This is a genomic window from Laspinema olomoucense D3b (assembly GCF_025370785.1).
Taxonomy (GTDB): domain Bacteria; phylum Cyanobacteriota; class Cyanobacteriia; order Cyanobacteriales; family Laspinemataceae; genus Laspinema; species Laspinema olomoucense.
On sequence record NZ_JAMXFA010000046.1, the window covers coordinates 1 to 21,035 of the forward strand.

Genomic DNA, 21,035 nt, shown 5'->3' on the forward strand with positions numbered 1-21,035 from the left:
CTCCCCATCCTCCCCATCCTCCCCATCCTCCCCATCCTCCCCATCCTCCCCATCCTCCCCATCTCCCCCATCCTCCCACCCCGATCGCCTTTCTTTACAATCCCATGGTCTGTTCCTGGGTATCGCTTTGTAGTAGACTACAAACGTTCGAGCATCTGACGTCCGAGGGGAAGCGAAGGCCAGTTTGCCTCACTCCCTCCTAAGTATTTTTGCTCATTAAAGTAGTAACAATACTCGGCGATCGGTCCTGTTGTTGCTCGAATCTGGATAATGCACAACACTCTCATTGACACCAGAGTAAGGATTTAATCCGATATTTGCCCGCCATCTGCGGATAATCGGGTAAAATCTCCAAAGAGAGTTGAAAATGGATCCGCCAAGAAGCGCCCTCCATAATATTTTTCCGCCCTACCTTTGAGACTTCCTTGCTTGGTTGCCGAGGTGACGTGGATTCTTAAGTCTAAGAGGGTACGAGTCTAATAAGACGAATCGACCTTAAACCATCTTGCGCTTTTGGAATCTTTCTAAAAGCTTTGCGGGATACCGCCATAGTCGCCTTCAAGGGTGATAGTGCCATCGCTGCATTGTCCAGCAATAGCCGGACAAATGTCGCATAAATGTATCAAGTAGTAAACCATCTGTTGACACTGTTGGGAGAAGAAATTTAATGCGGGACGCCATCACAAGCCTGATAAAAAACTATGACGTCACAGGTCGCTATCTCGATCGCGACGCCATTGATAACCTGAAGTCCTATTTTCAAACCGGGACTGTCCGGGTACAAGCGGCTGGAATTATTAATGCCAATGCAGCCGCACTGGTTAAACAAGCCGGGATCCGTTTATTTGCGGATTTACCTGAGTTGATTCGTCCGGGTGGAAATGCTTATACGACCCGTCGCTATGCCGCCTGTCTGCGGGATATGGACTATTACCTGCGGTATGCCAGTTATGCCTTAGTTGCAGGAAATACCGACGTTCTTGATGAACGAGTTCTACAAGGATTACGGGAAACTTACAATTCTTTAGGAGTCCCCATTGGACCGACTGTGGTCGGAATTCAAATCCTTAAAGAAATGGTCCGAGAACAGGTTGCCGCCGCCGGAATTCAACCCGGTGATTGGTTAGATCAACCTTTTGATCATATTAGCCGCGAGTTAAGCGAACGCGACATCTAGTCGGAAGACTTTAAAACCGAATTTTAAATCTCGGGAAGTCCGCATTGGCGGACTTTATATTTTTTGGGGGTTAGGGGTCTGCATCAACCCCTGAATTTTTCCCTGATTAACTTGATAAAAGGTCAATCAGGGAAATCCCCAATCCGGGTGAGTAATCCTTACGGTGAATTTTATATCCTCAGACTGTTGTAGAGAGGAGAAAGGAGCATTTCTACATCTTCTTTTGATTTGAGGTTATGTACATCAGATTTTGGATGACTCGCTCTCCCTTTGTTTTAAAAAGCAGCCAGGTCGCCCCAGACCTGGCAACGGTGAAGCAAGTTTTTAATGCGCGATCGCTCTAAAAATTGACTGGCGATCGCTTCTACCTTGCCATTGGGATAAACAATATAAATGCTATCTCCACTCAGAACCGCTAATAGATTTTCTGAGGGTGTGAAGGAATCACGGTCGGTCGCTTGTGAGAAGGCCATACCTGAATTTGCCTAGAACGTCAATATTGGTTCTGAAATTGTTGCCCGTCTCAATCATCAAGCCATTTCTATATTTGCTAAGTGATCTTACTTAACAAATTAGGCGATCGAAAACAGCTACAAAGGCGATCGCGATCGTTTCTAAAATGGACAATATCTGATATAGACGCAAAAGTTCCCTGCCTTCTAACTTCCCAGAGAATTCCCCGACTCTGGAAAAGGTCACACTCTTTTCAGGGCATGACGTGGGGATATAAGGGTCATCGGACCCAGGATGATTTTAAAAACTGAGTTCGTAATGTTGTGATAGCTGCAAGGGAATTTTCAGTCTATGGGTAGATTTAAACTATTAATAAGTATCGTGTTCCCCCAGTACACTCCAGGGAGTTAGGGTTTCCACCTGCCCAACCAGGGTTTCAGGCAGGGTTTGAACGGCAACTAAGGGGATGAGTCCACAGAGAAAAGAGGTGAAGACAACCAGGGAAACGGTTAGGAATCGATTCGGGCGATCGCCAGGAAAATCATTCCAATGGTGTTTATTTCCCGAATTTTCTCCGGTGATACTGCACTCATTTAGTAATAATTCCAGGGAAGGTTGCTCTAGCAATCCAGGCATTTCTTTCCGTAAAACCGATACGGTGACTTCTGTTTTGGCGATCGCCACTGCTGCATATTCTTTTAATTGCTGCAAGGCTTCAAAAATTTCGCGATCGCTATAAGGATGGTCCCGATATTCCGAGGTCCAGGCTTTAAAATCTTGCAAATCCACCTTAACAGGTGATTCTCCGCTTCCTCTGCGCTGAATCCAGCCATACAATAAATTGGCGCAGGGGTTGAGTTTTGCTTCTAACATTGAGTGCCTCTCCACTGTAAATTCAACTGCGGATCCAAGCTAATTCCTTGTCTTAATCCAACTCCCTAACCCGCTTGAATTAAACCTCGTCTCTCCAGACTCAAGGGTTCAAGAGTGGGATGAAGAACAGGGGTCATTTTTTTTGGATTTCTCCTTAATGGTAACATTGGTTACAGTTCCGTCAAGAATTGTGTGCATGATTTTTCGTGAAAAAATATGAAGCCTTCACCGTTAAAGGATTCTATAGAGCTTTTGCAGAAGGAGGCTCATCCCAGGCCCCTCTTTTTAAATGAAAAGTTCGGTCAGGATCCAAAATCTTAAATTGTCAAGGATTCCTGACAATTTAAGATTTTTAATCATTCAGCATGGCTCAAAATTTACCCCTCTTGAACCAGGGGATTAAACATACTTGGTTCATTCTAAAAAAAATTAAAGATGAAGAATTTAAAGCGCTTCATCTTATCTTTAAAAACAGGAAAACTTGAGTGATTGATGAAGGATTCAAGGTTGAGGGGGTTGGCCGGATACTCGCCATTGCTACGGAGCGATCGCCTAAATTTTGGCCCAAAAAACGGTAAAATCAGGTATTGCAAATCCGTCTGCACCCCTGAAATCCCGTGGCTAAACAACGACTCGACACCCTGTTAGTAGAAAGAAACCTCTGTTCCTCTAGGCAGCAGGCACAGCGTTTCATTCGGGCTGGGGAAGTCAGGGTGAATGGGCAACTGCTGGATAAACCCGGTACCGAAGTGGATATCAATGCTGAACTTCAGATCAAAGAGCGATCGCGGTTTGTCTCCCGAGGCGGCGAAAAACTCGCCAAAGCCCTGGAAACCTTTCCCATTACCGTCAGCAGTCGCTGCTGTCTCGATGGCGGCATTTCCACCGGAGGCTTTACCGACTGCTTGCTGCAAGCGGGGGCTAAACTCGTCTACGGCATTGATGTCGGCTATGGTCAAGTGGATTGGGGACTGCGTAACGACCCCCGGGTAATTTTGCGGGAACGCACCAATTTACGGTATTTGAGCAAAGCAGATTTGTATGAGTCTGAAGAGAATCTGCCAGATTTAGGGGTGGTGGATGTCTCTTTTATTTCTCTGACCAAGATATTACCGGCCTTATGGGAATTGCTGGTATCTCCCCGAGAATTAGTGTTATTGGTGAAACCTCAGTTTGAAGTGGGGCGATCGCGGGTGGGGAAAAAAGGCGTAGTGCGGGACCCAGCGGACCATACCGATGCAATTTTTCAAGTCTTGCAAGCAGCACTAGAACTGGGTTGGGGTTATGGGGGGTTAACTTGGTCTCCCATCAGTGGTCCAGCCGGAAATATCGAGTATTTACTGTGGTTAAAAATGGCAAGCGATACCCCTGCACCGGATCAAGTAGCGATCGCCCTGATGGCAAAACAGGCGCAACAAATATCCAAAAAACCCGCAGCGTCAAGCCCGGAGGCTACACGGACGTAGACGCGCTAGAGGCTTCCCGAAGGGTAGCCCGCCTGCGCGGGCTGAAGAGAAAACTTGTTTAGGTGCGATCGCATCAATTTTGGATGATTTATTTGTTGGAATACCCTAGGCTGTTGCTGTAGAGGCGATCGCCCCTTATACCAAATCCAGTTGTCAAAAGTCGGTTTTCTCTTCAGCCCGCGCAGGCGGGCTTTGTCCGTGTAGCCCCAGGCTTTAGCCTGCGGGTTTTTATAGACCTATCAGAACCGAATTCCGTATCATACCAAATCCAGTTGTCAAAAGTCGGTTTTCTCTTCAGCCCGCGCAGGCGGGCTTCGTCCGTGTAGCCTCCGGGCTTTAGCCTGTGGGTGTTTATTTCACGCCCTCAGCAGCAGGCGGGCTTCGTCCGTATAGGCCCACCCTTCAGGGTGCGGGTTTTTATAGACTTCAATCCCTCAGCATCCGCAAACCGTTGAGGGTGACCAGCAAAGTCGAACCTTCGTGGCCCAGCACCCCGATGGGTAGGGTGAGTTCCCCCAGGAAATTGGCCACCATCAGTAGGCTAATGGAAACCAGAGCCAGGGTGATATTTTGCCAAATGATGCGCTGGGAGCGTTGGCCGATGACAATAGCCTGCTCTAGCTTTTCTAGGCGATCGGCCATCAGCACAATATCGGCAGTCTCCAGGGCCACATCTGACCCGGCGGTGCCCATAGCAATGCCCACCGAGGCTTGGGCCAGGGCCGGGGCATCATTAATGCCATCCCCCACCATAGCTACGGTGCCGTACTGCTGTTGCAGAAGCTTTATCACCTTAACTTTATCTTCGGGCAGCAGGTCGGCATAGACCTCTGTGACACCCGTTTCAGTCGCCACAGTTTCGGCGGTGGCGCGGTTGTCACCAGTCAACATCACCGTGGCCATAATGCCTCGCCGACGCAGAGTTTGTAGTAACTGGGCCGACTGGGGCCGCACCTGATCGGCCACGGCCAGCAAGCCTAAAACCTGCTGCTGGCGGCGCACCCAAATCACAGTTTTGCCCGCAGCCTCTAGCCGTTGACTGGCTTGCACCAAGGTCGGGTCTACGGGGGTAGCCAGGTCAGTGGAGATATAGACCAGCTTGCCCACCTGCATCGGTAGCCCATCCAGTTCGCCGCTAATGCCTCTGCCGACGCTGGCTTGGACTGCGGCGGCTGGGTGTAGGGGAATCTGGCGCTGGTGGGCGGCAGCGACCACGGCCTGGGCGATGGGGTGTTCGGAGTAGGTTTCTAGGGATGCGGCGATTTGCAGCAGTTGTTCGGGGGTTACGCCAGGGGCGGGAATTTGGTCGCTGACGTTCAACAAGCCGGTGGTAAGGGTTCCCGTTTTGTCAAAGGCGATCGCCTTGACCTGACCAATGGTTTCTAGCAGGGCTCCGTCTTTGAAGAGAATCCCCTGTCTCGCCCCCCGGGCAATCCCCGACAGCAAGGCGGGCATAATCGACGCCATGAGGGCACAGGGGGAGGCGACTACCAAAAAAACTAAGGCGCGGTAGATGGTGATGTCCCAAGCCCAGCCCAGGATCAGCGGCGGCAGGGTGGCCAGCAGGACCCCGGCCCCAACAATCACCCGAGCGTAGCCCCGCTCAAACCGTTCTAAAAATTGTTGGGAGGGGGGTTGAGTGGTTTTGGCTTGCTCGACTAGCTGAATCACCCGCTGAATCAGACTGCTTTCGGGGGGTTTATGCAAATCAACCAGCAGCACACCGCTGCCGTTGATGGTGCCCGCAAACACTTCATCGCCCAAGGTTTTTTCCACGGGAATCGATTCCCCGGTGATCGGGGCTTGGTTGACGGTGCTATCGCCTTGGGCTACTAAGCCGTCGGTGGGGATGAGGTCGCCCGGTTTGATTAAGATGCGATCGCCCACCCGCAAATCTGCCGTGGCTACCTGCTTTTCCTGCCCCTGCACCAGCATCCGGGCGGTATCCGGCGTTAACTGCATCAAGCTACGAATATTGCGCTCAGTGCGATGCATGGCGATGTTTTCCAGGGCACCGCTGAGCGCAAAAATCAAGATCAGCACTGCCCCATCCACCAGCAAGTGGTAATCCTGCTGCCACAGCCCCAAGGCCGCCGCCCCTAGGGCCGCCACAATCATCAGCAAATCTACATCTAGCTCGCGCTCTTGCCACAGAGTGGTTAAGCCCTCCCGGGCACTGGCATACCCGCCAATCACGTAGGCAGCAAACAGCATCCAGACTCCCAGCCCCAGCCACTGCATCTGGAGCGCCAGCCAGCCCAACATCGTTAACCCAGCGCAGAATCCTGCGGCGATCGCCTCTGGGTAGGTCTGCACCCAAGGGGGTAGCCTTTTTTGCAAGGGGATGGGAATGTAAACCATGAGAGACAGCTTTGAGGAAGAACACTTCCAAGGTAAACCTTGACATTAATGGCAATGTCAAGCTCAAGGGGTAATATCCTCGCTATTGGTTGGGCTAATGGCGAAAAACAGCAACCCTTGACCTTGAACATTGACCTTGACATTGCCATTAATGTTAATGCACAAAATGGCCAATTTTACCTCTTTTTTTCAGGTCCTCTGTGTCCTTTGTGGGCTTTTTTCCCCACCCTTTCCTAACAGAACGCGACAGGAACAGGCTGGGGGTTTTTTGGAAATTTTATTTCAGGGAGTTCCCTAAAAAAAATGGGTAAGTCATCAGGGGGACTGGTGAAATAGCTGCTGACTTTCTGCATCGCCCACCCAGCGCCAGTGCCAGGGTTCATAGTTGACTGAGGGATGATTTTCAGGGAAAGAAAGTTCAAATCCAAAGGTAGCGGCGTTGGCGGTTAACCAGCGAAAAGCGGGGGTATTTTCAAAGCTGACCCGCAGATCATGGGTGGGTGCTGCTCCATCGCCGATATCCAGAGCATAGCCGGTATGGTGTTCGCTGTGGCCGGGGGGTGCGGCATAACGCGCGCGTTGTTGTAGGGTTTGGCCCCGTTGGTCGGCGATCGCATAAAAAACGTGATGTTGAGCCTCGCGAGTGCGAAATCCGGAGAGGGGAACCAACTGGACTCCATCGGCTGCCGCTGCACTTACCATTGCCTCAAACTGGAATGCTGCACTTTGACGCAATGTTTGCCCATTTCCCACGGCGACTAAATCTCCATCCGGGGCTTCGGCGTAGGCTAAATGACCATAGAGGGTTGCGCTGGGAGTGTGAGTGGGCAAAGGAATGTAGAGACTAGAATCGAGGAGGGGTGGCAAGGGGGGCGGAGTTAAATTCAGCAGGGATTTCCACGATTCCTCAAGGGTAACCTCTGGGGGAATCGCTGGGGGTGGGGTCAGGGCGAGGATGGGGCTAGGGTTGGGGAATAGGAAGGCGATCGCGCCGAGGGGAATCAAACGTCCAATCATTCATTTTTAGGGCAAATCATCCGATAGTTTCAGAATATCTGGACCGCCCTCCCCCGGCATCGCCCCCCTGACAGAAATTCCCCGGGATCAATTGAAGAAAATTACCCCAGGGGGATCTATCCTCCGAAAGAGCGCTGAGTCTCAACGGCATCCGGGCATCGGGTGATCCAGCGTTCCCGAAGTGTCCCTACAAATAGAGCCGTTCAAAGTATTAAACTCCTGGGAGTGCCTGTTCATTCTGATATAGCATGAGTTTAGAGACGCTGGCTGCGCCAAAGATTTGAAAGCCCCAAGCTTGATGGTATTCTGGCGAGTTGAGGTCACCTTAATATTAAGATTGAAATCATAAGGTACGAGCATGGCATCCATCCGCGAGTTACACAAACAACTAATCCGAAAAGAACGCTCGGCGGTAGAAATTACCAAAGAAGCCCTAGAGCGGATTGATTCGTTAGAACCCAAACTACATAGCTTCTTACTCGTGACACCCGATCGCGCTTTGGAACAAGCGAAACGGGTGGATGCCAAAATCGCTGCCGGTGAGGAAATCGGTATGCTCGCAGGCATTCCTATCGCGATTAAAGACAATATGTGCACTGAGGGGATTCGCACGACTTGCGGATCTCGGATGTTGGAAAACTATGTGCCGCCCTACGAATCTACCGTGACTGAGCGTTTAATTGAGGCAGGCGCGGTGATGGTGGGTAAAACCAATATGGACGAGTTTGCGATGGGCAGTTCTACGGAAAACTCAGCCTTTCAGCTCACCTCGAACCCTTGGGACCTCAGCCGGATTCCTGGGGGGTCTTCTGGCGGGTCAGCGGCAGCCGTCTCCTCGGGAGAATGCATTGTGGCCCTCGGTTCGGATACGGGGGGTTCTATTCGGCAACCGGCATCGTTTTGCGGCGTAGTGGGGATGAAACCCACTTACGGATTAGTATCCCGGTATGGATTGGTCGCCTATGCCTCTTCCCTGGACCAAATCGGACCGTTTGGGCGCACGGTAGAAGATGCAGCAATTTTGCTTAAGCATATTGCTGGATATGATCCCAAGGATTCGACGAGTCTGAAGGTGACGATCCCCGATTATATGAAATTCGTGAAACCGAATTTAAAGCCGAAGGGTCAGCGACGGATTGGGATTATTAAGGAAACCTTTGGGGAAGGGTTAGATGGGGGAGTGGAAAAAGCCGTCACCAAGGCGATCGAGGTGTTGCAAGAGTTAGGGGCGGAGATTCAAGTCGTATCCTGTCCTCGGTTCCGCTATGGGTTGCCGACTTACTACATTATTGCGCCTTCGGAAGCTTCGGCGAACCTAGCCCGTTATGATGGGGTGAAATATGGGTTCCGCGCTGAGGATAGTGAAAGTTTAATTGAGATGTATGGGAAGACTCGGGCCCAGGGATTTGGGGCTGAGGTGAAGCGCCGGATTGCGATCGGGACTTATGCGCTATCGGCGGGCTATTATGATGCGTATTATCTCAAGGCACAAAAAGTTCGCACCCTGATTAAAGAAGATTTTGAACGAGCGTTCGCCCAGGTGGATATTTTAGTCTGTCCGACTGCTCCTTCTACGGCATTTAAGGCGGGAGAAAAGACGGCTGACCCGTTGAGTATGTATTTGTCGGATTTGATGACAATTCCGGTCAATTTAGGGGGGTTACCGGCCCTGAGTATTCCTTGTGGGTTTGATGACCAAGGATTGCCGATTGGAATGCAGATGATTGCGAATGTTTTGCGGGAAGATTTACTGTTTGAAGTGGCCTATGCTTATGAACAGGCGACAGATTGGCATAACCGCAAACCGCAAATTTAGAAGGGCGATGCTGGGATTTTCTAGGAAACTGGTGATGCTCCGAAGGTTCATCTAAAATCAAAAGTCTAAGGTTGCAATTGGCATGAATGGAATGGGACTGCCGACTTCTGTAAAAGGACCTGTTTTGATTGCGGGGATTTTGGCGATCGCCTACTTCGGTGCTTGTTTGTTTCTTTATCTGCGGCAAAATCGGTTTATCTTTTTCCCCGCACCTGTTATAGAAACAACTCCGGCTGAGCTTGAACTCCAGTATGAAGAAGTTTGGATTCCTGTAAGTCGGAAAAATGGCAAAGTAGAACGCATTCATGGATGGTGGATTCCCTCAGAAACCCCCAGCGATCGCGTCTTGTTGTACCTGCATGGAAATGGGGTGAATATTGGGGCGAATGTCAATCATGCCGCCCGGTTTCATCAATTGGGGTTCTCCGTGTTGTTAATTGATTACCGGGGGTATGGACTCTCGGAAGGGTCATTTCCCACGGAGAATACTGTATTTGTAGATGCAGAAACCTCTTGGAACTATTTAGTTCAGGACCGAGGGATATCACCGGAACAGATTTTCTTGTATGGACATTCTCTCGGGGGGGCGATCGCCGTTGACTTGGCAAGTCGCCAACCCGATGCCGCTGGGGTGATTGTTCAAAGTTCCTTTACCACCATGCGGGAAATGGTGGATTATCGCTTCCATTTTTGGATGTTTCCCATCGATTTATTGTTGACCCATCGCTTTGACTCTCGGGCTAAAATCAGCAAATTACAGACTCCTGTTTTGTTCATTCATGGCATGGCTGATCCAGAAATTCCCAGTGAAATGAGCGAACAACTTTATCAAGTGGCACCGGAACCAAAACGCATTTTTTTAGTGCCGGAGGCGGGACATAATAATGTGGCATCGATTGCTGGTGAAGCCTATTTTCAAGCGGTGAGAGACTTTATCACCCTTGCTGAAGAGGACCTCAGTGCAGAGATTTCTCGGGATGGAATCCAATCTTTCCGATAACTTGAGTGAAGCCTTCAAGGAAGTTTATCTAGTAAAATCCGGCAGCCTAAAGGGTGCAGCGATCTGAATCAAGCCCGCCTGGGCGGGCTACCCTGAAAATCGGGGTTTGACAATTTGATAGGGTCTGATTCTCAAGAACTCCGGAAAGCGTTAAAATAGGACTAACCGGGGGATAAATTTCTCAATCGGGAATATCAAAACTCTATTTATTTCATCATCAAACTTCAATTAAACGTAGCCTTATGTCATTTGTTGGTTTACATATTCACACCGATTATAGCCTGCTTGATGGCGCCAGTCAGATTCCGCAACTGATTGACAAGGCGATCGAGTTGGGAATGCCCGCGATCGCCCTGACGGATCACGGGGTCATGTATGGGGCGATCGAACTCATTAAAGTCTGCCGAGGAAAGGGAATTAAACCAATTATCGGCAATGAAATGTATGTGATTAATGAACCCTTAGATACAAAAGCCCGTTGCCGTCGCTATCATCAAGTTGTTTTAGCCAAAAATACTCTAGGCTATAAAAATTTAGTTAAATTAACCACAATTTCTAGTTTAGAAGGGATTCACGGCAAAGGAATTTTTGCTCGTCCTTGTATTAATAAAGAACTCTTAGAACAATATCATGAAGGGTTGATTGTTACCAGTGCTTGCTTAGGGGGAGAAATTCCCCAAGCGATTCTGCAAAACAAAGTAGATGTCGCCCGAAAAGTGGCGAAATGGTATAAGAAACTGTTTGGGGATGATTATTATTTAGAACTCCAGGATCATGGGTCTCAGGAAGACCGGATCGTGAATGTGGAACTGGTGAAAATTGCCCGAGAACTGAATATTAAACTGATTGCCACCAATGATTCCCATTTTATCTCGTGCTACGACGTAGAAGCCCATGATGCGCTGTTGTGCATTCAAACCGGCAAGCTGATTAGTGAAGATAAGCGGATGCGCTATAGCGGGACGGAGTACATGAAATCCGCCGAAGAGATGGCGTTGTTATTTAGAGATCACTTGTCTGATGATGTAATTCAAGAGGCGATCGCCAATACCCTAGAAGTTGCCAGTAAAATCGAACCCTACCACATTCTGGGCGAACCTCGGATTCCTGATTTCCAATGTCCTCCGGGAGAAACTCCTAACACCTATGTGGAATGGATTGCCAAAGAAGGACTGAAGGAACGCTTCAAGGTTAAAAGCTACGAAGAAATCCCCCAGGTGTATCGGGACCGACTGGTTTATGAAGTGGAAATGCTGCAAAAGATGGGGTTTGCGGCTTATTTTCTAGTGGTTTGGGATTACATCAAATATGCACGCGATCGCGGCATTCCTGTCGGTCCCGGTCGAGGGTCTGCCGCCGGGTCTCTCGTCGCCTATGCCATGCAAATCACCAATATTGACCCAGTACATCATGGACTCCTATTTGAGCGCTTCTTGAACCCCGAACGGAAGTCTATGCCCGATATTGATACAGATTTTTGCATCTCTCGCCGGGATGAAGTCATTCAATATGTCACCGAAAAATATGGCAAAGAACGGGTCGCCCAAATCATCACCTTTAACCGCCTCACTTCCAAAGCTGTGTTAAAAGATGTCGCCCGGGTGTTAGGGATTCCCTACAAAAAATCCGATGAAATGGCGAAATTAATTCCCGTCGCCCGAGGGAAACCAGAAAAATTAGCAGTGATGATTTCCGATAAATCCCCTGCCCCGGAATTTCGAGAAGCTTATGTTAAAAACGAAGAAATACTCCGAGAAGATGGGACAGTAGTCAGATTCCAACAATGGTTGGATATGGCAATTAGAATTGAAGGAACTAACAAAAGTTCTGGGGTTCACGCTGCCGGAGTCGTTATTTCTGCCGACCCTTTAGATGAAATTGTTCCCCTCCAAAAGAATAACGACGGTGCAACCATTACCCAGTATCCGATGGAGGATTTAGAATCCCTGGGTTTATTAAAAATGGACTTTTTAGGGTTGAAGAATTTAACCATGATTCAGAAAACTCTAGACTATATCAAGGAAACCAAAAATTTGGATTTTGACCCTTATCAGTTTCCTTCGGAAGAACGACGAGCACAAGAAGTTCGAGGCAGAGGGGTGAAAAAATTCCCCAAAGATATTGAAAATACCTACAAGATTTTAGAACGAGGGGACCTCGAAGGAGTTTTTCAATTAGAATCCTCGGGAATGAAACAGATTGTGCAAGAATTGAAGCCTTCCAGTTTGGAAGATATTTCTTCAATTTTGGCTTTGTATCGTCCGGGTCCGTTGGATGCGGGACTGATTCCCAAATTTATCGATCGCAAACATGGACGAGAAGCGATTCAATATGAACATCCCATGTTAGAAACGATTCTGAATGAAACCTACGGGATTTTATGTTTACCGCAAGGGACGCAGATTAATAAACCTGATGGGTCTACCGTGGCGATCGAAGACATTCAACCCGGAGACTGGGTAATGACCTCAAATGGTCATCAAGTTTGGAACGCTAAGGTTGCCAAACAATGGCGCAGTGGGTGCAAAGAAATCCTCAAAATTACCCTCTCTAGCGGGACGGTGATTTATACCAGTAAATCCCACCGATTTTTAACTCCAGAAGGAGACAAAGAAGCGGGGGAATTGAAGGCTGGACCTGGAGGATTGAAAAATGCTCATATCTATAGTTCAGTTCTCTATGAACAATGGCCGATTTCTAACAATTCCAAACAGCTTAATGCCAATGAAGCCTATCTGTTAGGGTTGTTCATTGGCGATGGCAACCTGGTTTCATCTACTCCGAATATTGCTTGTTCGCGAGAAGAAACTGCCCAATATGTGGCAAATCTAATCGGGTCAACCTGGGGAGGTGAACCGAAATATTATTTCCATACGCGATGCTGGTACGCTTACTCTAAATTCAAGACGCAACCGAAACCGACTCCATTAACCCAATTTATGGATGGGTTGTATGGCGGACGGAGTTGGAAGGTGAAATCGCAACAGAAACATTTACCGGCAGATGTGTTGGATTATTGCGAAGGCGATCGCCTCGATTTGTTACGAGGTTTATGGGATAGCGATCGCTGCTATCATCCCACCTTATTATTTTTCCGCAGTTCCTCTCCCCAGTTATTACAACAAGTTGGGTTATTGTTAGGTAGCCTAAAAATCTCTTATGCGGTGTTGGACAATTATGTTTATGTCCTCGATCGCACGCGGTTTAAATCCCTGTTAGGCAAATCTCAACTTCCCGCAAAACTGGATGAAGGGATTGTTGACAATTATTTGGCAGTCGCTGCCAATCGGTTTAGCAAATTGCTCACCGAGGCGATCGCCACTACCGATTCCAAAACCAGGCAGGCGATCACCACCTCCCTCCAAAATGCCACCCTATTTAAACCCAAAGCATCCCAATACAAACAAAAGTTAGACCGCTGGGACGAATTTTATCACCATCTTTATGCAGAAACCTATCTGCAAGATGCCCGCTATGTGTATGTCATGGCAGTAGAAGAGGCAGGCGTCGCCGAATGTTTTGATATTCAAATGGAAGACCAATCCTCACCCTATTTTCTAGCCGAGGGCGTGGTTACTCATAATTGCTATCAAGAGCAAATTATGAAAGTCGCCCAAGATTTAGGAGGATATTCCTTGGGTCAAGCGGATTTATTACGCCGTGCAATGGGGAAAAAGAAACCCGAAGAAATGAATAAACATAGGGAACTTTTTCTGGATGGCGCAACAAAAAATGGCGTTTCCAAATCCATTGCCGAAAACTTGTTTAATCAGATGCTTTTGTTTGCAGAATATTGCTTAAGCTACGATACGGAGATCTTGACCGTAGAATATGGCCCAATGGCGATCGGTCAAATTGTAGAAAAGCAAATCCCCTGTACCGTTTATAGTATCGATTCTAATGGGTATGTTTATACCCAGCCTATTGCTCAATGGCATCATCGAGGTCAGCAAGAGCTTTTTGAGTATGAACTCGAAGACGGTACAGTAATTCGCGCGACGAAAGACCATAAATTTATGACTGAATCAGGTCAGATGTTCGCCATTGACGAGATATTTGAGAAAGGATTAGAGTTGAAGCGCGTAGAGGGGATAGAGAAATGGCAATTTCCTACAGCAAGTTAACACCTCAGTATCGACAACAAATTATTGAAGCGTTCCATAAAGGTATGGAATGTCGTGATATTCCTACTTATTTGGAAGTGAGTGAGCGTTCCGTTTCCCGAGTGCTTGCTGAAGCAGGCATCAATACCAAGCGCAGAAATCGCTATACCCTGAATGAAGGCTACTTCGATGTCATTGATTCTCAAATTAAAGCCTACTTGTTAGGGTTAATGGCCGCTGATGGTTGCGTTACCTCCACTAACTATGTGGTTTTTGAATCCGTTCAACGGGAATTGGTCGAACTGCTAAAAGCCGAATTACAATACACAGGTGAAATCCGAGTAATTGATCCTCCTGGTGGTTATGCTTCTCATTACCGCATTAATTTTTCTTCGGAGGGATTAGCGACGGCTTTATCCCGATATGCAGTAATTGCCGGTCGAGGAATATCCGGCGTTTATTACTTCCCTGAATCAGATTATCTTGGGTCTTACCTCTTGGGGTATTTTGATGGGGATGGTTGTGCGTATGTCAATAAAAATAGAACTGGTGGATTGGTTTGTATCGTTGGTTCCCGACCCTTTACTTGTGAGTTAGCCAAACAAGTTGACATGGGTAAAGTTGTGATTCATCAATCTCAATCGGTATATTATTGGCGGATTTATAGTCGAACTCATATCCAAAAATTTTATGATTTGGTTTATGCAAAAAATAAATTAGACCCAGACAAAACATTTGGACTGCAATATAAAAAGACAAAAATAGAAGAAATTTTAGGGAGTTACTCTCGTGGTTAAAATCAAAAGTAGAAAATTAGTCAGCACTCAAGAAGTTTATGATATTGGCGTTGAACGCGACCATAACTTTATTCTTGAAAATGGGTTAGTTGCTTCTAACTGCTTTAATAAATCCCATTCCACTGCCTATGGCTACGTTACCTATCAAACTGCTTATTTAAAAGCGAATTATCCCGTCGAATATATGGCGGCTTTGCTGACTTCCAATAGTGGGGATCAGGATAAAGTTCAGAAATATATCGCCAACTGTCAAGAGTTAAATATCACCGTCCAAGGACCGGATATTAATCGGTCGGGGGTAGATTTTACTCCCGTGGATGCGAATCCAGAAAAGGGAACGATTCTGTTTGGATTGTCGGCAATTAAAAATATTGGAGACAATGCAATTCATTGCATTTTGGCAGAACGAGAGGCGAATGGGCCGTTTCACTCTTTGGCAGATTTGTGCGATCGCATTAATCTACATACGGTCAACAGTCGTGCCTTAGAAGCCTTGATTAAATGTGGGGCTTTGGATGGTCTCAATTCTAACCGCAAACAAGCCCTTGAATATATGCCTTTGGCAATTAAATGGGCGCAGGACCGGGCCAAGGAACAAGAAACAGGCCAGCTTAATTTATTTGACCAATTAGCTGTAATGACCGAGACTTCGACCTTTGAGTCAGCGCCGGTTCCCCCCAATGTTGCTGATTTTCCCGTGGAAGAAAAGCTGCAATTTGAAAAAGAATTGCTAGGGTTTTATGTGTCCGAACATCCCTTAAAAAATGCGGGAAGAATTGCCGAACACTTGGGAATAACGGTAGTGAGTTTGGGGAAACTGGATGAACAGAAATCCCGAACCAAAATTAATGTACTGGTGGTGTTGACGGAAGTTAAACAGATTCTAACGAAAAAAGACGAACGCCGCATGGCCTTTTTGCAAATGGAAGATATTGAAGGCAAGGCGGAAGCGGTGGTATTTCCCGATACTTATGAACAAGTGCAGGAGTTGCTAATTCCCGATACGCCAATTCTGATTGAGGGGAAAGTCGATCGCCGGGACGATCGCACCCAATTAATTGTAGAAGAAGCCAAAATTTTGAAATTGGATGAGTTAACCCCACTGCGTCCGGCGATCGCACCGACGAGGATAACGGAGATGATATTGCTAGAACTGACCACCGATCGCATCAATACCCCTGAAGTGCTCGATCGCCTGAAAGTGCTTTTGGAAGAACATTCCGCAGACAAAACCAAAGCAACGGTCCCAGCAGTCGCCATCATCGTTAAGTCCGGCGATCGCCATCGCGCCGCTGCCATTTGCGGACCCAATTTTTGGGTCCAGGATTGTCATAATGTGGTCACAGCCCTCAATTCGGCGGGATTCCCGGCAGTAGTGTATTCTCTTCCTCCCCTGAACGGGATGGGGAATTTACCCCCATTCCCGGACCAGATTCCGTTTCAACACATTACCGTCCCCTATCTCAACTCGATTCGGTCAATTTTGCAGCAGTTCGATGAGGCATGATGGGGATAACGACAGCAAGCCGTTACAACGACCGGGGAAGGGGATAACGACAGCAAGTCGTTACTACAAACTTGCTGGTTTCTCCCCCATCTTCCCCATCCTCCCCATCTTCCCCATCCTCCCCATCCTCCCCATCCTCCCCATCCTCCCCATCTCCCCCATCTTCCCCATCCTCCCCATCTTCCCCATCCTCCCCATCTTCCCCATCTCCCCCATCTCCCCCATCCTTCATCACGGTGCCTGCCACAACTTAATCGTCTCATCCCCTGCAGCCGTGGCGAGGGTTTTGCTATCGGGACTGAATGCCACAGCAAAGACGCGATCGCTATGGTCGGTCAGAGTACAAATCGGCTTACGCTTGCGGATATCCCAGAGGATGACGGTTTGATCCCGGCTGCCACTGGCGAGTAATTTGCCATCGGGACTAAAGGCGACAGTATTGATCCGTTCAGAATGTCCTGGTAAGCGGGTGATTTGTTCACCCCGACCCACATCCCACAAGACCAGAGTGCCGTCAAAATTGCCGCTGACAATGGTTTTGCCATTGGGACTGAAAGCCACGGCATTAACGAGGCCCGAATCGCCGTAGAGGGTAAAAAATTGCTTGCCAGTGTGGACATTCCACAGCATCAGGGTAGTGTCGCGACTGCCGGAGGCGAGGGTAATGCCATCGGGACTAAAAGCGAGGGAATAGACCCAGCTTGAGTGGCCCCTAAGCTTGCGAAAGGCTTTGCCGGTGTAGGGATTCCACAGAATGATTTTCCGGTCCCAACTCCCAGAAGCCAACATGGTCCCATCGGGACTGAAGGCCAGGGCGTCTACTAATTCAGAATGGCCGGAAAACCATCCTCCCAGGTTCCGAATCCGTTCCCCGGTTTCGGCGTTCCAGAGAATGATACTTTTATCTCGGCTGCTACTAGCCAATAAAGGAGATACAGGACTAAAGGCGACGGAGAGGACTAAATCGGAATGACCCTGTAGGGTGCCGAGGCGATCGCCGGTGATGGGATTCCAGAGGATTACGCTTTGATCTGCGCTACCACTGGCTAAGGTTTTGCCATCGGGACTAAAAGAGATCGCCCAAACCCAACCTTGATGACCTTTGAGGGTGCGGATGCATCTCCAGGCATTGGGATCTTCTACCAGGGATGGGGTTGCCGGTGGGGTGGGGGTGGGGACGGTGGGCGGTAAACTTTCCTCTTCTAACGGGTTCAAAAAGGTCGGTCGGTGGGAATGCAAATCAGCCATAACTTCCGTGACAGACTGATAGCGTTCATTCACTCGGTCCTGCAAAAGTTTCTCTAGGATTTGGGCTAAACGGTCACTTACATCGGTCCCAATTTTCCAGAGTCGTTCTCTCCAGATCCATCTTCCCTCCAGGGGGTCGTACAAATCGTCAACCCACTCTCCGGTTAACAATTGAATACAGGTGACCCCTAGACTATAGAGGTCGCTGGCGGGATAGGCGAGTCCTCCCCGGATCTGTTCTGGGGGCGCATATCCTTCGGTGCCAATGGTGCTCCCGGTGCGGGCGAGTCCCAGACTGGCTAAATGTTTAGAGATGCCTAGATTGGTCAGGACTAATTCCCCGTTATGGCGGCGGCGAATATTCTCCGGTTTGATATCTCGGTGAATAATATTGCCATCGTGAATGGTTTTAAACACGGGTAAGAGAAGATCAAGCAGTTCCCAGATTTGGGGTTCTCGGAACGCCCCATGTTGTTCCATCTCTTCGAGCAAACTTTGCCCGTCGATAAACTCGATCGCCATGTACAGGCGTTTGTCTTGCTCAAAATAATCTAGCAACTGCGCAATCTGCTGATGATCTCCGAGTGCCTGCCGCCGTTGAGCATCGTGATGGAAGACTTCAATCGCTTTTTCCAGGGTACTACTGTTGTTTGCGGAGGCTTCTAAGCCGGTTTCGATTGGCAGCAGTTGCTTGATAATGCAGTAACTGTCTTGTTTCTGTTGATCCACCGCCAAAAACGTTCGTTCCATCCCCCCTTCTCCCAGAAGTTGGATGGTACGGTAGCGCTCTTTCAGCAGCAAATTCGATCCACAACTTAGACAAGTCTGGATATTCGTTGGGTTTTGGGGATTTTGGCAAGCGGGATTTACGCAATAAGTCATACGAGCAAACACTCAGAAGTGGTTATATAATAATCAGTCTTTACCAGCATTTTGGGTCGGCGCGGTTACAAAACGGGTCCATTGGGATTGATTTTTGCTAATTATTGGTATTGCAGACTACCAAGAGTCGGGAATTTAATCGGCTTTTTTTGGAGGGGACTCGTCTTGTGGATGGCCTATTTTATGTTTATGTTTTATTTTCAGTTGACAAGACAGCTTGCCAAATTTTGATTGTATTATCCCAACTGCTACTCACTAATTTGTTGCCCTCTGGACTAAAGGCCACAGAGGTAATAGGTCCAGAATGCCATTTTAAGGTGCACAGTTCTTGTCCGGTTCTCAAATGGAACAATCTAATCAGGCGATCGCGACTGCCACAGGCTATGATTTCTCCATCGGGACTCACGGCGATCGCTTGTACCCAATCCTTTAGAGTCGGCAAGCTGTAGGTCGGGCTGTGGGTCTGTAAATCCCACAGTTTCACGGTTTTGTCTTCACTGCCGCTGACTAACTGTTGACCGTTGGGAGTAAAGGCAATGGCCCTGACCGAGGCCAAATGCCCCTGGAGGGTGGTTTGCTCCAGTCCGCTGCTCAAGTCCCATAATTTGATGGTATGGTCATCGTATCCACCCCCACTCGCCAAGGTTTTCCCGTCAGGGGCGATCGCCACACATTCCACATACCCCGTATGTCCCATCAGGGTCCCCACTGCCATCCCCGTTGTCAGGTCCCACAGTTTCACGGTACTGTCAAAACAACCTGCTGCCAGTATTCCCCCATCGGGACTGATCGCAATCGACAACGGATAAGCATTTAATCCATCCCAGGTCTGCAATAAGTTCCCACTGCCCAAATCCCACAGTTTTAGGGTGTTATCCAAACTCCCACTAACCAGAATTTGTCCGTCGGGACTAATGGCAAGGCAACTCACCCACCCGGTATGAGCGCTTAAAGTCCCGATCGCATTCCCGGTTGCCAAATGCCAGACCTTGATTGTTTTATCATAACTACAACTGGCTAAGGTTTCTCCATTGGGACTAATCGCTACGGCGATCGCATAGTTCTGATGACCTGTCAAGGTATGAATACATTTCCAGGTAGTCGGAATAGCTGGGTTAATCGTCGGAGTGGCTGTTAGGGATTTGGACATAAACCCTTGGGGAAGCGACCAATAAAGGTCTACCAGCGCCCCTGACGCACTTTCGTAGCGATCGTTCACCCACTCCTGCACCATCTTATCAACTACTTTTTCTAAGCGGCGATCAATACTCATTCCTTTTTTGATTAATTCTTCTCGCCACAACCAGCGCCCCCTCATGGGATCGTACAATTCATCCGGGTTTGTATCGGTCATCAAATGAATACAAGTCACCCCTAAACTGTACAAATCACTGGCCGGATATGCTTTTCCTCCCCGCAGTTGTTCAATCGGTGCATAGCCTTCGGTCCCGATTTTGGTTCCCGTTTTAACTAAAACATTATTACTAAGTTGTTTAGCTACGCCAAAATCAATCAAGACATATTTTCCATCTAATTCTTGTCTTAAAATATTTTCCGGCTTAATATCTCTATGAATTACATTACGGTCATGAATAAACTGTAAAACAGGTAATAAATCTAATAATAAATTTTTAATTTTATCGCTCGAAAATGCTCCATTTTCTTCCAACTCCTGCAACAAAGTTTTGCCCTTGATGAACTGTTGTACCAAATAGAGCCGCCCATCGATGGCAAAATCTGCAAATAAGGTGGGTATCTGAGGATGATCCCCCAGTTGTAACAGTCGTTGGGCTTCCTGGGCAAACATTTTAGTTGCCGTTTCTAATAAGTCAGAATTTTGCTGAACTTGGGGTAAGGGCAAAAATTGTTTGATCACGCAGGTGGCATTTAAGCGATCGGCATCTTCTGCGATGAAGGTACGCCCAAATCCCCCTTCCCCCAGGAGGGAAAGTGCTCGATATCGCTGATTGAGTTGCAACTCATTGCCACAACTTTGACAAAACTTGATACCGGCTGGATTCTCTGGAGTTTGACAGTGGGGATTGAGACAATAGCTCATGCCATTTTTAAGTAAAACGCTTCAGGATGCGGGCAGGTCTTCTACTTTTCTATTTTAATCCCAATTTTAAAAAATTAACCGCTGGCTGGAAAAATTAATGGAGTTACTACCGCAGGGTTTTATCAGGCGTCTACATCATTATAATCAGAGGATTTAGAAGGGGGATATCGGGTTTCCTAGCAGCAGTAAATAACCAGATATTTCCCCCCTTAAAAAAATCATTCATTTATTATTCTAGCTTGGTTCTTAAAAATTGGGGGTAATTTAAGCCGATTA

At 48.0% G+C, this 21,035-nt stretch carries 15 protein-coding genes and 1 pseudogene; 8 read left to right on the top strand and 8 right to left on the bottom strand.

The genetic code is table 11. The annotated features are described in order from the left end of the window. Window positions 1-509: 509 nt before the first annotated feature. Window positions 510-617 (top strand): annotated as a pseudogene (locus tag NG792_RS24480) (RNA-guided endonuclease TnpB family protein); the annotation flags it as partial. A gap of 50 nt (window positions 618-667) precedes the next feature. Next, window positions 668-1,177, top strand: a complete 510-nt coding sequence (gene apcB / locus NG792_RS24485; protein WP_261237115.1) for an allophycocyanin subunit beta — start codon at window positions 668-670, stop codon at window positions 1,175-1,177. A 275-nt stretch (window positions 1,178-1,452) separates the two neighbouring features. Here apcB and NG792_RS24490 read toward each other — a convergent pair whose 3' ends face one another. The 3 genes from NG792_RS24490 to NG792_RS24500 all read right to left on the bottom strand — a co-directional run bounded on the left by NG792_RS24490 (window position 1,453) and on the right by NG792_RS24500 (window position 2,503). Further along, window positions 1,453-1,650, bottom strand: a complete 198-nt coding sequence (locus NG792_RS24490; RefSeq protein ID WP_261198729.1) for a hypothetical protein — start codon at window positions 1,648-1,650, stop codon at window positions 1,453-1,455. 91 nt (window positions 1,651-1,741) lie between these two features. Then, on the bottom strand, window positions 1,742-1,876 hold the full coding sequence (locus tag NG792_RS24495; protein WP_261198728.1) for a hypothetical protein: 135 nt from the start codon (window positions 1,874-1,876) through the stop codon (window positions 1,742-1,744). A gap of 123 nt (window positions 1,877-1,999) precedes the next feature. After that, the gene (locus NG792_RS24500; RefSeq protein WP_261237116.1) at window positions 2,000-2,503 is read right to left on the bottom strand and encodes a hypothetical protein; all 504 of its coding nucleotides are present in this window, start codon (window positions 2,501-2,503) and stop codon (window positions 2,000-2,002) included. Window positions 2,504-3,120: 617 nt separating this feature from the next. Between NG792_RS24500 and NG792_RS24505 the strand changes: the two genes are divergently transcribed. Next, window positions 3,121-3,969, top strand: a complete 849-nt coding sequence (locus tag NG792_RS24505; RefSeq protein ID WP_261237117.1) for a TlyA family RNA methyltransferase — start codon at window positions 3,121-3,123, stop codon at window positions 3,967-3,969. 426 nt (window positions 3,970-4,395) lie between these two features. On the opposite strand, the gene NG792_RS24510 is transcribed toward NG792_RS24505, so the two are convergent. Both NG792_RS24510 and NG792_RS24515 read right to left on the bottom strand, forming a co-directional pair. Beyond that, window positions 4,396-6,330, bottom strand: a complete 1,935-nt coding sequence (locus NG792_RS24510) for a heavy metal translocating P-type ATPase (RefSeq protein ID WP_261237118.1) — start codon at window positions 6,328-6,330, stop codon at window positions 4,396-4,398. Between the two features lie 315 nt (window positions 6,331-6,645). After that, a complete protein-coding gene (locus tag NG792_RS24515; RefSeq protein ID WP_261237119.1) occupies window positions 6,646-7,347 on the bottom strand; it encodes a M15 family metallopeptidase in 702 nt (233 codons plus the stop codon). A 358-nt stretch (window positions 7,348-7,705) separates the two neighbouring features. Here NG792_RS24515 and gatA point away from each other — a divergent pair, with 358 nt between their 5' ends. From gatA to NG792_RS29025, 5 genes are all read left to right on the top strand, one after another. Next, window positions 7,706-9,163 carry an Asp-tRNA(Asn)/Glu-tRNA(Gln) amidotransferase subunit GatA gene (gene gatA, locus NG792_RS24520; protein ID WP_261198723.1) on the top strand — a complete coding sequence of 486 codons (1,458 nt, stop codon included), beginning with the start codon at window positions 7,706-7,708 and terminating at the stop codon, window positions 9,161-9,163. Between the two features lie 82 nt (window positions 9,164-9,245). Next, window positions 9,246-10,163, top strand: a complete 918-nt coding sequence (locus tag NG792_RS24525; RefSeq protein ID WP_261198722.1) for an alpha/beta hydrolase — start codon at window positions 9,246-9,248, stop codon at window positions 10,161-10,163. A gap of 242 nt (window positions 10,164-10,405) precedes the next feature. Next, window positions 10,406-14,287 carry a DNA polymerase III subunit alpha gene (gene dnaE / locus NG792_RS24530; RefSeq protein WP_261237120.1) on the top strand — a complete coding sequence of 1,294 codons (3,882 nt, stop codon included), beginning with the start codon at window positions 10,406-10,408 and terminating at the stop codon, window positions 14,285-14,287. Then, on the top strand, window positions 14,263-15,063 hold the full coding sequence (locus tag NG792_RS24535) for an endonuclease (protein WP_261237122.1): 801 nt from the start codon (window positions 14,263-14,265) through the stop codon (window positions 15,061-15,063). Before dnaE ends, NG792_RS24535 begins: the two co-directional genes overlap by 25 nt. Further along, the gene (locus NG792_RS29025) at window positions 15,056-16,570 is read left to right on the top strand and encodes a helix-hairpin-helix domain-containing protein (RefSeq protein ID WP_261237123.1); all 1,515 of its coding nucleotides are present in this window, start codon (window positions 15,056-15,058) and stop codon (window positions 16,568-16,570) included. The genes NG792_RS24535 and NG792_RS29025 overlap by 8 nt, the downstream gene beginning before the upstream one ends. Window positions 16,571-16,592: 22 nt before the next feature. On the opposite strand, the gene NG792_RS24545 is transcribed toward NG792_RS29025, so the two are convergent. The 3 genes from NG792_RS24545 to NG792_RS24555 all read right to left on the bottom strand — a co-directional run bounded on the left by NG792_RS24545 (window position 16,593) and on the right by NG792_RS24555 (window position 20,759). After that, complete coding sequence (locus tag NG792_RS24545) at window positions 16,593-16,817, bottom strand: hypothetical protein (RefSeq protein WP_261237124.1); 225 nt, start codon at window positions 16,815-16,817, stop codon at window positions 16,593-16,595. Next, on the bottom strand, window positions 16,802-18,700 hold the full coding sequence (locus NG792_RS24550; RefSeq protein WP_261237125.1) for a serine/threonine-protein kinase: 1,899 nt from the start codon (window positions 18,698-18,700) through the stop codon (window positions 16,802-16,804). The genes NG792_RS24545 and NG792_RS24550 overlap by 16 nt, the downstream gene beginning before the upstream one ends. Before the next feature lie 187 nt (window positions 18,701-18,887). Then, window positions 18,888-20,759, bottom strand: a complete 1,872-nt coding sequence (locus NG792_RS24555; RefSeq protein ID WP_261198716.1) for a WD40 repeat domain-containing serine/threonine-protein kinase — start codon at window positions 20,757-20,759, stop codon at window positions 18,888-18,890. Window positions 20,760-21,035 lie beyond the last annotated feature (276 nt).

Bases quoted from the DNA above. Each gene is read 5' to 3' on its own strand.
- apcB (WP_261237115.1), top strand. From the start codon at position 668: ATGCGGGACGCCATCACAAGCCTGATAAAAAACTATGACGTCACAGGT.
- NG792_RS24490 (WP_261198729.1), bottom strand. From the start codon at position 1,650: ATGGCCTTCTCACAAGCGACCGACCGTGATTCCTTCACACCCTCAGAA.
- NG792_RS24500 (WP_261237116.1), bottom strand. From the start codon at position 2,503: ATGTTAGAAGCAAAACTCAACCCCTGCGCCAATTTATTGTATGGCTGG.
- NG792_RS24510 (WP_261237118.1), bottom strand. From the start codon at position 6,330: ATGGTTTACATTCCCATCCCCTTGCAAAAAAGGCTACCCCCTTGGGTG.
- NG792_RS24515 (WP_261237119.1), bottom strand. From the start codon at position 7,347: ATGATTGGACGTTTGATTCCCCTCGGCGCGATCGCCTTCCTATTCCCC.
- gatA (WP_261198723.1), top strand. From the start codon at position 7,706: ATGGCATCCATCCGCGAGTTACACAAACAACTAATCCGAAAAGAACGC.
- NG792_RS24525 (WP_261198722.1), top strand. From the start codon at position 9,246: ATGAATGGAATGGGACTGCCGACTTCTGTAAAAGGACCTGTTTTGATT.
- dnaE (WP_261237120.1), top strand. From the start codon at position 10,406: ATGTCATTTGTTGGTTTACATATTCACACCGATTATAGCCTGCTTGAT.
- NG792_RS24535 (WP_261237122.1), top strand. From the start codon at position 14,263: ATGGCAATTTCCTACAGCAAGTTAACACCTCAGTATCGACAACAAATT.
- NG792_RS24550 (WP_261237125.1), bottom strand. From the start codon at position 18,700: ATGACTTATTGCGTAAATCCCGCTTGCCAAAATCCCCAAAACCCAACG.
- NG792_RS24555 (WP_261198716.1), bottom strand. From the start codon at position 20,759: ATGAGCTATTGTCTCAATCCCCACTGTCAAACTCCAGAGAATCCAGCC.